General features: G+C 66.2%; 6 protein-coding genes. 4 read left to right on the top strand and 2 right to left on the bottom strand.

What is annotated here, in order from left to right:
* The first annotated feature begins 163 nt into the window (after positions 1-163).
* Positions 164-2,890, top strand: a complete 2,727-nt coding sequence (locus tag ABQZ09_RS07665; RefSeq protein ID WP_503018783.1) for a PAS domain S-box protein — start codon at positions 164-166, stop codon at positions 2,888-2,890.
* A 693-nt stretch (positions 2,891-3,583) separates the two neighbouring features.
* Here the strand turns inward: ABQZ09_RS07665 and ABQZ09_RS07660 are convergent.
* Positions 3,584-5,716, bottom strand: a complete 2,133-nt coding sequence (locus ABQZ09_RS07660) for a methyl-accepting chemotaxis protein (protein WP_349776710.1) — start codon at positions 5,714-5,716, stop codon at positions 3,584-3,586.
* A gap of 353 nt (positions 5,717-6,069) precedes the next feature.
* Entirely contained in the window at positions 6,070-7,512 is a 1,443-nt protein-coding gene (locus ABQZ09_RS07655; protein ID WP_349776554.1) for a cellulase family glycosylhydrolase, read from the bottom strand.
* 210 nt (positions 7,513-7,722) lie between these two features.
* Here ABQZ09_RS07655 and ABQZ09_RS07650 point away from each other — a divergent pair, with 210 nt between their 5' ends.
* The 3 genes from ABQZ09_RS07650 to ABQZ09_RS07640 all read left to right on the top strand — a co-directional run bounded on the left by ABQZ09_RS07650 (position 7,723) and on the right by ABQZ09_RS07640 (position 12,250).
* Entirely contained in the window at positions 7,723-9,210 is a 1,488-nt protein-coding gene (locus tag ABQZ09_RS07650) for a SulP family inorganic anion transporter (RefSeq protein ID WP_039414528.1), read from the top strand.
* Between the two features lie 244 nt (positions 9,211-9,454).
* The gene (locus ABQZ09_RS07645) at positions 9,455-10,432 is read left to right on the top strand and encodes a GGDEF domain-containing protein (protein ID WP_228313485.1); all 978 of its coding nucleotides are present in this window, start codon (positions 9,455-9,457) and stop codon (positions 10,430-10,432) included.
* A gap of 168 nt (positions 10,433-10,600) precedes the next feature.
* Complete coding sequence (locus tag ABQZ09_RS07640; protein ID WP_349776553.1) at positions 10,601-12,250, top strand: M28 family metallopeptidase; 1,650 nt, start codon at positions 10,601-10,603, stop codon at positions 12,248-12,250.
* Positions 12,251-12,785: the final 535 nt, after the last annotated feature.

Raw genomic sequence — 12,785 nt, 5'->3', positions numbered from 1 at the left:
CAAGGCGCCAGCACCGTCGGGGCAGGCAAGCGATGCCGGCCTGCGCGGCCCCGGTGGACGGCTGCATGCCTGCCAAATCGAGCGGCGGCAGCGCCTGCGGATGCGCAAACGCAGGCGGCATGCAGCCAGGATCGGCGCCCGGCGCAGGCAGAGCTGGCTGCCGGTGTGCGGGGCCGTGGACCACGCGTTTTGGCTGCCGGTTAAGCGGGCGCCGCCGCACGTGCTCAAGTTGACCATCGCTTCGCCGTTACTTCGGGCGACCTACCCTCGCCAGACGCTACCCGCCAAGCACGCCATGACCGTCCTGTTGCCGCCCGTGCCGATTCCCGCCGACGACGCCCTGCGCGTGGACGCGGTGCGTCGACTGGGCGTGCTGGATACCGAGGCCGAGGCCGAATTCGACGACATCGCCTGGCTGGCGGCGCATGTCACCGGGGCGCCGATGGCGCTGGTGTCGCTGCTGGACGCCGACCGCCAGTGGTTCAAGGCGCGCTGCGGCACCGACTTGGAAGGCACCCCGCGCAGTGTGTCGTTCTGTTCGCACACGGTGATGGGCACCGAACTGATGGAGGTGCCCGACGCCGAGGCCGACCCGCGCTTTGCGCAGAACCCGTTGGTGACGGCGGCCCCCGGCGTGCGCTCATACGTGGGCGTACCGTTGATCGGCCGCGAGGGCTACGCCTACGGCACCTTGTGCACGCTCAGTACCAAATCGCGCGTGCTCGATGAGCAGCAGAAGCAGGCCTTGATCCGGCTGGCGCGCCAGGCCGCCAACCAGCTGGAGGCGCGCCGCGACCGGCTGGCCGCGCAGGCGCAGCGGCAGACCCTGAGCATGTTGCTGGAAGCCATGCCCGACGGCGTGGTGGCCTGCGGCACCGACGGCTTGCTGCGCGAGTTCAACCATGCCGCGCGGCAATGGCATGGCACCGACCCGCGGGTGCTGCCGCCGGCGCAATGGGCGCAGCACTTCGACCTGTATACCGCCGACGGCAGCGGCTTGCTGCCCACCGAGGCCATTCCGCTGGTGCGCGCCTGGCGCGGCGAACACGTGCGCAACGCCGAGCTGGTGATCCGGGCCAACGGGCAGACGGCGCGCACCGTGCTGTGCAACGCGGACCCGGTGGTCGGCGACCAGGGCACCGCGCTGGGCGCGGTGTGCGTGATGCACGACATCACCCAGCTCAGGGATGCGTCGGCAGCCCTGTCTGCCGAGCGCGCGCGGCTGCAGGCGCTGGTGGATGCCTCGCAGGACGTGGCGATCATCGCCTTCGATCCGCATGGCCGGATCGAGTTGTTCAACCCCGGTGCCGAGCAACTGCTGGGCTACAGCGCCGAGGAGGTACTGGGTCGCTGCCCGGCGCAGTTCCACCTGCAGGCCGAGCTGGACCGCCACATGGCCACGCTGGCGCTGTCGCCTGCGTCGTACGTGAAGCTGGCCGCGGCCGCTGCCGGCGATGTGCTGGCAGAGGAACTCTGGACGCTGGTGCGCAAGGACGGCGAATTGCGCCGCGTGCGGCTGTGCTTCAACGTCATCCACGACGCACAGCAGGGGCTGGCCGGATACCTGGCCATGGCCATCGACGTCACCGCCGAGCTGCAGGCACAGGCGGCCGCACAGCTGGCCGCCGAGCGTTTCACCGGTGCCTTCGAAACCGCGCCGCAGGGCATGGCGATCGTCTCGCTGGATGGCGCGTGGCGCGACGTCAATCCTTCCCTGTGCAGCATTCTTGGCTATTCGCGCGAGCAGCTGTTGCGCACCACCTTCCAGCAAATCACCCATCCTGACGACCTGCAGCTGGATCTGCAGCTGGTGCAGGAATTGATCGATGGCAAGCGCGACAGCTACAGCCTGGCCAAGCGATACATCAGCCAGCACGGGGCGGTGATCTGGGCACAGCTGTCGGTGTCACTGGTGCGCGACGGCAGCGGTGCGCCGGTGCATTTCGTCTCGCAGATCCAGGACGTCACCGAGCGCCATGTCGCAGCCGAGCGGCTGGCCGAAAGCGAAACCCGGCTACGCGCGATCAGCGATGCCACCCCGGCGTTGGTCAGCCAGTTCGATGCCGAGCAATGCTGCCTGTTCGCCAACCAGGCACACCGCGACTGGCTGGGCGTGGAGCCGTCCAGCCTGGTCGGGTCACCCATCACCCGTCTGCTCGGTACTCCGCTCAGCGGCCCGGCACGGACGGCACTGGCACAGGTGGCCGACGGCCAACGTGCCAGTTTCGAGCATGTGCTGCAGGTGCGCGGCAGCGCCCGCGATGTGGAGATCACCCTGGTACCGGAAACGGTGGGCACGTCGGCGGGCACGCAGGGATTCTTCCTGATGGCCCAGGACGTCACCGCGCACAAGACGCTGCACCGGCTGATGCACGAACGCGCCACCCGCGATGCGTTGACCGGCCTGCCCAACCGCCACGCCTGGACCGAGGCGCTGCAGGCGGCGGTGCTGCAGGCGCATCAGCTGCAGCGCGCGGTGGCGGTGATGTTCCTGGATCTGGATGGCTTCAAGCGCATCAACGATACCTATGGCCACCGCGCCGGCGACGCGGTGCTGGTGGGGTTCGGCCAGTGTCTGCAGCGCGCGGTGGAAGGCCGCTACCTGGTGGCGCGTCTGGCCGGCGATGAATTCGTGGTGCTGCTGGACAATCTACAGACACCGCAGATGGACTGCGCGACCGTGGCCGAGCGCATCCGCCAGACCGCGGCGGCAGGGGCGATGTTTGGCGAGCAGTGGTTGCCGATCCAGCCCAGCATCGGCGTGGCGTGGCAGCACGGCGATCAGGCCGAGGCCGCAAGCCTGATGCACGCCGCGGACGAAGCGATGTATGCGGCAAAAAATGCGCGCTGCAAAGGCACCGCGACGAACGGCCGCGACGCTACGCGTTGAAGACGCCATGCGTTGAAGAAGCGGGTCATTGGCGGTGCATCGCTGTTCCTTCTCCCCTCGGGAGAAGGTGCCCGAAGGGCGGATGAGGGTACGTCATGCGATGTGGCGATTGCAGTCGCCCGTGTTTTTGACGAGCGATAAATACTCGTCGATTCCCGATTCCCGATTCCCGATTCCCGATTCCCGTCGACCGTCGGTACGCATGCCTGTTCGTCGATGCATCTCGTTCGTTTAGTAATGCATTTGGTGCGTGCATTGATGCCTCCCGGCTACCGGGCACCCTCACCCCAACCCCTCTCCCGGCGGGAGAGGGGCTTTGGCACGCGTTGGACGCTGTTCCTTCTCCCTTCGGGAGAAGGTGCCCGAAGGGCGGATGAGGGTACGTCAGCCGATGCGGCGATCGCGGTCACCCATTTCTGACGAGCGATCACCACGTTTCGATTGTCGACTGTCGATGAGCGCCGCTCTCTGATCGGTGCGCAGGTCGTTCGTCGGCGCATGCCGCTTGCTTGGCAACGCATCTCGTTTGTGTGTCTAAGCACCTCGGCTACCGGGCACCCTCACCCCAACCCCTCTCCCGGCGGGAGAGGGGCTTTGGTACGCGCTGGACGCTGTTCCTTCTCCCCTCGGGAGAAGGTGCCCGAAGGGCGGATGAGGGTACGTCTGCCGATGTGGTGATGGCAGTCGCCCGTTTTATGCTGCCTGAGCGGCGCCGTGGCGCTGCGTCGAGGCAGGCTGTGCCGATGCCAACCGGAACACCGCCACTGCACGGGTCAGATCCGCCGCCTGGTCTTCCATGCTGCGCGCTGCCGCGGTGGCTTCTTCCACCAGCGCGGCGTTTTGCTGGGTCATTTCGTCCAGCTGCATCACCGTGGTGCTGACCTGTTCGATGCCGGCGCTTTGTTCGGTACTGGCGGCGGTGATCTCGGCCATGATGTCGGTCACGCGCTTCACCGAGCTGACCACCTCGGTCATGGTGCTGCCGGCTTGTTGCACCAAGTGCGAACCTTGCGCCACTTTGTCCACCGAATCGGAAATCAGCTGCTTGATCTCCTTGGCGGCACCGGCCGAGCGCTGCGCCAGGGCGCGCACTTCGGTGGCCACCACGGCAAAGCCGCGGCCTTGTTCGCCCGCACGCGCCGCTTCCACCGCCGCATTCAACGCCAGGATATTGGTCTGGAAGGCGATGCCATCGATCACTCCGATGATGTCGGAAATGCGCGCCGACGATTGCGTGATCGCCTGCATGGTGCTCACCACTTCCTGCACCACGCGGCCACCGCTTTCGGCCACCTCGCCGGTGCCCTTGACCAGCTGATTGGCCTGGCGTGCGTTGTCGGCGTTCTGGCGCACGGTGGAAGTGAGTTCTTCCATCGAGGCGGCGGTTTCTTCCAGGTTTGCGGCCTGATGTTCGGTGCGCGTGGAGAGGTCGGCATTGCCGCTGGCGATCTCGCCGGCGGCGGTGTTGATCATCTCGGCCGAATGCTGGATGCCCTGCACGATGCCGGTCAATTGAATGGCAGTGCGGTTGGCCGCACCGGCCAGACGCCCAAACGCGCCCTCGTAATGCGACTCCACGCGCTGCGACAGATCGCCATCGGCAATCGCGGCCATGATGCGGCCCACATCGTCCAGCCCCGCGTCGGCCTGCTGCATCAGCCGGTTCAACGCCTGCACCATTTCCGCAAACGCAAACTGGTAGCGCGATTGATCGCCACGTGCAGAGAAATCGCCGCGCGCGGCCGCATCGGCCAGGCGTGCGATATCGCTATTGATGGCGGACAGATTGTCTTTGACGGTATCCAGCGCTTGATGCAGGGCGGCGCGCTGGCCGGGCAGGCGACGCATGTCGCGGCGCAGGTCGCCGCGGCCGTACTCGCCCATCACGTCCATCGCTTCGTTGATGGCATCCAGGTGTTCGAACACCACCGTGTTCACGCCGTGCGCCAGCGTGCCGTAATCGCCGGGGAAATCCTCCGGAATGCGGTGCGCGATGTTCTCGCCCTGCTGCAGCCGGATCATGGTCTGCATCTCGCCGTTGAAGCGCTGCAGCTGGTTCTGCATCTGTTGCATGCTGTGCATCAGCTGGCCGGTTTCATCGCGCGATTCAACGCGGATGTCGTTGTCGAAGCGGCCCGAGGCAATCGCTTCCGCCGTGCGCGAGGCGGCACGCAGCGGCGCGGCCATGGCCGAGGCGATCAACCAGCACAGGCCGATCACCAGCGCCACCAATGCGCCACCGATCAAGGTCAAGGTGCGCGTGAATCCCCAGGCCTGCACTTGAATGTCTTCGGCATAGACGCCCATCACCAGGACCCAGTTCCAGGCCGGGAAGGTCTTGGCGTAACTGATCTTCGGCAGCTGTTCTTGTTTGCCCGGCTTGGGGGCGTCGTAATAGCTGAAGCCGTCGCCGCTATCGATGGCGGTCTTGATGTCGCGATACACGTATTGCCCGGCATCGCTCTTGTAGTCACTCATGTCGGTGCCGACCGGGCGCTTGGGATGCATCAGGATGCGCATCTGCGGGTCGACGATGAAGAAATAATCCACGCCATCGTTGGTGCGCATGTCCGCCAAGGTGGTGCGCGCCGCTTCCTTGGCCTGGTCCAGGCTCAGTTCGCCGGCTTTGACCTTGTCGGCGTAGTGCTGCATCACGGTCAGGCCCATCTCCACCTCGGTCCTGACGCTGAGCTTGCGCGCCTCGATCAGGTCCAGGTACTGCAGGCGCGCGGCGGCCATCGCCAGCAGGATCACGCCCACCGTCAACAGCGTGCACAACAGCACGAACTTGCGCGTGAGCGGGAGATTGGCAACGTGACGACGCAACAGGGAGACAACGGGCATGGCAACGACATCCAGAACGCGCGCACGGCGCTATGTCCTGGATAACGGCTGATGCACGCAGGTGTTGAACACTATCTGCGGCAGCGCCTGCTTGGACGAGACATTTGATAGGTGATGCGCGATGCGGAATCTGGGGAGGCAGTCTGCGTCACTGCCTTGCAGGAGCGCCCAAGGGCGCTCCTGCTTTGTTTCTACAGATCTCTGCTGTAGTCAGCCCGGTTGCAACAACGACATGCGTCGATCAAATGCGCTGCATGTCGTCATCGCGCGCAGCGCAGACTGTTGCAGTCTGCGCTGCGCCGTTGGGCGCGAGCTGCACGCCCAACGCGTGTCGATCAACCTGCCGCGCAGAAACCGAATTCTGCCGTCGCCCCTGCCGCCAGGGTGCGGTTGAAATCCACCCCGCTGGCCTTGAGCGTGGTGCCGCTCTGCAACCAGGTGACGTTCCAGGCGTTATTGACGGTGCCGGTGACCGGCAGCGAGATCGCCCAGGTGCCGCTGGCGGTACCGGTGTTGGTGACCTGCACGCGATTGCAGTAGCCACCGTTCCACTGGTTGTCCACGGTCACCTTGGTGCTGAAGCCAGCGCTGGGTGTCGGTGTCGGCGTCGGAGTAGGCGTGGGGGTCGGCGTTGGAGTCGGAGTCGGAGTCGGCGTGGTGGTGCTGACCGTTCCCCACAGCGTCCGCAACAGCGTCATCTTGTCCTGGCGCACGGTGGTCCAGTCATCGCGCAGGATGCCGCCGGTGTCGCCGCTGTTGGGGTTCCACGACCAGTAGAAGCCTTCGTTGATGCCCTTGCTGCGCAGGTACTTCACCAGCGCGTCCTGCCACACCTTGTCGCGCGCATCGCCTTCGCCGTACTTGCCGCCGAACTCGCCCAGCAGCAAGGCGTACTTGCCGGCGAACTGACCGAAGTGGCGGTCCCAGATGGCCGGCATGTTGTTGGGGAAGTTGCTGTCGTTGAAGTACGACTGCACATACACGTCCGGGCCGTACACGTGCGGCGCCAGTAGCAGGCGGTTGGCCGGAATGTTCAGCGGGGTGCAGGCCAGCGGTTGCAGGTTGCCGCCCCAGAAGATGCCGCCGTTGGTCGAGCACACCGGGTTATCGGTGATGCCTTCCACCGCGATGATCCACTTCGGCGCCACGGCCAGCACCGCCGCCGAACCGCGCTCGGCGGCCTTGTTCCAGTCGGTGGCGGCGTTGCCGGTGCCCCATGTGGCGGCGCCGTGGGGTTCGTTCTTCAGATCCAGGCCGAGCACGTACGGCACGTTCTTGTAGCGGTTGGCCACAAAGCGCAGGTCGGCCAGCCACTGGGCTTCGGTGTAGGAGTCGGTGTACCAGAGCTCGGAGATGCCCGCGCAGTCGGGGGTGTGGTGGTCCAGCAGCACGTACATGCCGCGTGCGTTGAACTCGTTGATCACCTTGTCCAGGATCTGCAGCGAGGTCAGGCCCTGCAGGTCGGCATTGCGGCTGTAGTCGATGCTGCTGGGCATCTGGCCGCTGCGCAGCGTGGCCGGGCAGAACGGCAGACGCACCGCATTGAAGCCCAGGCCCTGCATCTGGACGATCATGTCCTTCCAGTTGCGCGCCCACAGGCCGTGCATGACATGGTTACCGGTCTCGAAGCCGAAGACGTTGACGCCCTTGAGCTGAACCACCTTGCCGCTGTCGTCGACAATCTTGTTGTTGCTGATGGAATAGCTGAATGCCGGTGCGGCGGCCACGGCCAGCGCGGTGGCGAGTGCAAGCGTACTTGCAGTCCTGAAGATGGACATGGTGGTCTCCCTAGATGACCGGACTCGACACCCGAGCCCGGTGAGGGGGGCATCTTGGTCTGCGGCAGCGTCGCGTGGCGTGATCCCAGCCACAGAAAGGCGCATTGGCGCACGGGTCACAGGCAGGCTGCGGGCGCGGTCGCTTTCCCGCACACTATTGCCGCTGCGGCGTGTCCGCAGGCTGTCCTTTCTGTCCCCGGAGTGTCCCCGATGTCCCTTTTGCGTGCCGAACTGGCGCAATGGCGCGCCTCACCTGCGCGCGAACTCATGGCCGGTGCGGTCGCCACCTTTGCGCTGATTCCCGAAGTGATCGCGTTCGCGTTCGTGGCGGGGGTGGACCCGCAGGTCGGCTTGTTTGCCTCCTTCGTGATCGGCATCGTGATCGCGTTCTGTGGCGGACGCCCGGCGATGATTTCTGCTGCCGCCGGCTCGGTGGCGCTGGTTGCGGCGCCGCTGGTGGCCGCGCATGGGCTGCCGTATCTGCTGGCCGCCGGCTTGCTGGCCGGCGCGGTGCAGGTCCTGTTCGGCGTGCTGCGGCTGGGCGTGCTGATGCGCTTTGTCAGCAGTTCGGTGCGTACCGGTTTCGTCAACGCGCTGGCGGTGCTGATCTTTGCCGCGCAGCTGCCGCATCTGCTCGGCGCCAACATGACCACGTGGGTGATGCTGGGCGTGGGCCTTGCGATCATCTACGGCCTGCCGCGGCTCCGCGTGCCCGGGCTGTCGGCGATTCCCTCGCCGCTGCTGTGCATCCTGCTGCTCACCATTGCCGGCAGCGCGCTGCAGTTGCCGCTCAAGACCGTGGCCGATCTGGGCAAGTTGCCCAACGCCCTGCCGTTGCTGCAATGGCCGGCGGTGCCGATGACGCTGGAGACCTTGCGCATCATCGCGCTGCCGGCGTTGGCCATTGCCATGGTGGGCCTGCTCGAATCGCTGATGACTGCGCGCGTGGTCGATGAACTCACCGATACGCCCAGCAACAAGAACCGCGAATGCACCGGGCTGGGCATCGCCAACGCGGCGGCCAGCCTGTTCGGCGGCATTGCCGGCTGCGGCATGATCGGCCAGACCGTGGGCAACGTGAAGTACGGCGGCCGTGGCCGGCTCTCCACCTTGTTTGCCGGCGTGTTCCTGCTGATCCTGATGGTGCTGCTCAAGCCGTGGGTGTCGCAGGTGCCGGTGGTGGCCTTGGTGGCGATCATGGTGATGGTGTCGGCGGAGACCTTCGACTGGCGCTCGCTGCGCACCGTGATCACCCATCCGCGCACCTCCAGCGTGGTGATGCTGGCCACGGTGGCGGTGACCTTGATCACCCACAACCTGGCCGCCGGGGTGGCGGTGGGCGTGGTACTGAGCGGGGTGTTCTTCACCTTCAAGGTGGCTGGCCTGCTGCAGATCGCCCACAGCGACGGCGCGGACGGCGTGCGTACCTACACCGTGCGCGGGCAGGTGTTCTTCGCCTCGGCCGATGTGTTCATCGACGCCTTCGACGCACGCGAGGTGCCCGGCCGTGCGGTGGTGATCGATGTGGGCCGTGCGCATTTCTGGGACATCACGGCGGTGGCGGCGCTGGACAAGGTGGTGCAGCGGCTGCGCCATCACGGCCTGGAGGTGCAGGTGAAAGGCCTGAATGCCGGCAGCCGGCGGCTGATGCAGCGCCACGCGCTGGGTGAAGACGCGCTGGAATCCGCACTGCCCTGAGCCACCGGGCCGGCTCCCCGCTTGGGCACCGTGCGACGCACTGGCTGGTGTGCCGTGCGGTGCTGGCTGGCCCGGTGCTGAGCAGGGCCGGCGAGCGGTCTCAAGTTTGCCTGGCGGGCGCCGATGAACCGGCATCCAGATTGCCGGTCGCTGTCGTGAAGCCTGTGCATTGCCATTCCCGTTGTCCGTCGGCCTGCTGCGTGCGGCACGGCCGGCCTGCGTCCGCGCATCGGCGGGGGCTGCAATGAGCGACTCGCCATTGCTGGAGCGGATGGTGGACATGACGGCCATCCGCGATGCCGATCTGCTGGACCTGAGCCTGCTGCGCACCATGCGCGAGGTCTGTGCGGCCGAGGAGCTGTCGTTGCTGCGCATCGCGCCGGACGGCCGCACCATGGCCGAAACCCGGCTGCGCGACGACGGCCGCCTGTCGTTGACGGTGGCCGAGCTGAAGGACGCGCAGATGCGCTCACAGCTGGCCGATGCGCATGGTCCGGGCGAGGCCGTGCAGCTGCATCAGGACGGCCGTGCGCTGCTGGTGTACCCGATGATGGAAGCACGCGGCATCCGCACCTGCCTGCGGGTGGGCGGTGCCCGCCCGCCTGGCGCCGCCGAGCAGGCCATGCTGCAGGGCTTTGCACGCTTCTTCCAGAACTACCGCAGCCTGCTCGACGACGCACAGCGCGATGCCCTGACCGGCCTGCGCAACCGCAAGACCTTCGACGACGTGATCCTGCGCCTGTTCTCCGGGGCGCAGTCCACGACGGAGCAGGGCGTGTGGCTGGGTATCGTGGACATCGATCACTTCAAGCGCGTCAACGACACCTTTGGGCATCTGTACGGCGACGAGGTGCTGCTGCTGGTCGCGCAGCTGATGCAACGCACATTCCGCCAGGACGACCTGCTGTTCCGCTTTGGCGGCGAGGAGTTCGTGATCGTGCTGCGCGGCGTGGACCGCGAATGCGCGGTCAGCCTGTTCGAGCGCTTTCGTCTGGCCGTGGCCGAGCATGTGTTTCCGCAGGTCGGCCAGGTCACGCTCAGCACCGGCATCGTGGAATTGACCCAGGGCCGCCTGATCAGCCAGTCGCTGGACGAAGCGGACAAGGCGCTGTACTGGGCCAAGCAGCATGGCCGCAACCGCGCGGCCGTGTACGCCGACCTGGTGGGCAATGGCCACCTTCAGCACGTCACCCAACCCACCGGCAGCGTCGATCTGTTCTAGCGGCGCCCCGCCCGGGCCTGCGCCACGGGGCATCGCGTTGGGCAGTCCTGCTGCCCCGACAGTACGCGGCGGCACGACAGCGTGCAGTGCACCGCACGCATCCACATGCATCCGCTTGCACCCGCGGCTGGCTACACTCCAGGGCTGTCTGATGATCTGGGGTATGCAATGAAGCGAGTTGCGGTAGGACTCTTGGCAATGGCGGTCTCGACCGCACTGATGGCGGCGACGCCGACCTTCGATGGCGCGCGCATCTCGCGCGACGTCAAGGAGTTGGCCTCCGATGCCTATGAAGGCCGCGGCCCGGCCACGGCCGGCGAAGACAAGACCATCGCCTATCTGAGCAAGCAATTTGCCGACGCGGGCCTGCAGCCCGGCGGCGATCTCACCGGCGGCAAGCGCCTATGGACCCAGGCGGTGCCGCTGCGACGCGCCGATATCGTCGGTGCGCCGACCATTGCGCTGGCCAATGCCGGCAAGCCGCAGACCCTGACCCAGGGCCAGCAGATCGCCATCCGTGCCGCGCTCGATGGTTCGTCCAAGGTCGACATCGCCAACGCACCGCTGGTGTTCGTCGGCTACGGCGTCAAGGCGCCGGAGCGCGACTGGGACGACTTCAAGGGCGTGGACCTGAAGGGCAAGATCGCGGTGGTGCTGATCAACGACCCGGATTTCGAAACCGGCAAGGGCGCCTTCGATGGCGCCGGCATGACCTACTACGGCCGCTGGACCTACAAGTACGAAGAAGGCGCCCGCCAGGGCGCGCTCGGCGTGCTGGTGGTGCACGAAACCGCGCCGGCCTCCTATGGCTGGGACACGGTGGCCAGTTCCAACACCAACACCATGTTCGATGTAGTGCGCGACAACCCGCGCAGCGCGCATCCCACCCTGGAAGGCTGGATCCAGCGCGATCTGGCTGCCGACCTGTTCAAGCACGCCGGGCTGGACTTCGACACCTTGAAGAAACAGGCGCAGACGCGCGATTTCAAGCCAGTCGAGCTGAAGGGCCAGCGCCTGAGCGCCAGCTACCAGGTCAAGTCCGACGTGATCACCTCGCACAATGTGGTGGCGCGCCTGGAAGGCAGCAAGCGCCCGAACGAAACCCTGATCTACAGCGCGCACTGGGACCACATCGGCGTGGGCAAGCCGGACGCACGCGGCGACACCATCTTCAACGGTGCCTTGGACAACGCCAGCGGCACTGCCGCGCTGCTGGAACTGGCACGCGGCTTCGCCACCGGACCAAAGCCCGAGCGCTCGGTCGTGTTCCTGGCCGTCACCGCCGAAGAAAAGGGGCTGCTGGGTTCGGAGTTCTACGCCTCCAAGCCGCTGTACCCGCTGGACACCACCGTGGCGGTGATCAACATGGACGGCATGAACCCGTTCGTGCCCTCGCGCGATTTCGGCATCTATGGCACCGCTAAGCTCGAGCTGCTGGACCAGCTCAAGAACGTGGCCGCGCAATCCAAGCTGCGTTATACCCCCGATCCCAAGCCGCAGGCCGGGTATTTCTTCCGGTCCGACCACTTCTCGTTTGCCAAGCGCGGCGTGCCGGCGCTGTCGTATGCGGCCGGGCAGGATTGGGAAGTAGGCGGCGTGGCGGCAGGCAAGGCCGCATCGGACGACTACACCGCCAAGCGCTATCACCAGCAGGGCGACGAGTGGAAGCCGGACTGGACCTTCGCCGGTGCCGCGCGCGATCTGGGCGTGCTGTACACGCTGGGCCAGCAGCTGGCCGATTCACGTCAATGGCCGAACTGGAGCAGCGATTCGGAGTTCCGCGCTACCCGCGACGCCAGCGAGGCGGCGCGCAAGTAGCAGCCGCTCACCAATCTGCGGGCGGCAAGGGCACCGCCCGCTACCAGACGTGAAAACAGCCAGGTGTTCGCGAGACGCACAGTGCAGGCGTCTCGATCTGATGGCTTGGTACGGAGAGGTCAGGCGCAGAGCGGATGATCTGCGCCTTTGCTGCAGGGGCCCTTGACCAGACTTGAAGATCGCCAAGCGCTCGCGATACGCACATTCCGTTGTCTCAACCTGATTGCTCGCTACGGACAGGTCAGGCGCAGAGCGGATCATCTGGGCCTTTGCTGCAGGGCCCTTGCCCGCCCACCATCGCAGGACACGCTGCAAGTACATCCATGTAGCTCCTTGGCGGCATCCATGCCGCCAAGGGTCCCGCGACGGTAGGCGGGCAAGGACCAGTGGAGATGGTCGGTCCGCATGGATCTCAACAGCGACTCGCAAGCTGGCTGCGCGGTGACCTTTGCTCTTCGACAAAACCACCAACCAACTGTCTGGCGTGGTGTCCTCGCCGATTGCGGGACCGTGTGGCGGCATGGATGCCGCCACC

The organism is Xanthomonas sp. WHRI 6106, from assembly GCF_040202405.1.
Taxonomy (GTDB): domain Bacteria; phylum Pseudomonadota; class Gammaproteobacteria; order Xanthomonadales; family Xanthomonadaceae; genus Xanthomonas; species Xanthomonas cannabis.
The sequence above is the reverse complement of the archived record's forward strand: the minus strand, read 5'-3'. Positions and strand labels throughout refer to the sequence as shown.

Coding starts and splice junctions, on each gene's coding strand:
- ABQZ09_RS07650 (WP_039414528.1), top strand. CDS start 7,723: ATGTCCCTTTTGCGTGCCGAACTGGCGCAATGGCGCGCCTCACCTGCG.
- ABQZ09_RS07640 (WP_349776553.1), top strand. CDS start 10,601: ATGAAGCGAGTTGCGGTAGGACTCTTGGCAATGGCGGTCTCGACCGCA.
- ABQZ09_RS07645 (WP_228313485.1), top strand. CDS start 9,455: ATGAGCGACTCGCCATTGCTGGAGCGGATGGTGGACATGACGGCCATC.
- ABQZ09_RS07655 (WP_349776554.1), bottom strand. CDS start 7,512: ATGTCCATCTTCAGGACTGCAAGTACGCTTGCACTCGCCACCGCGCTG.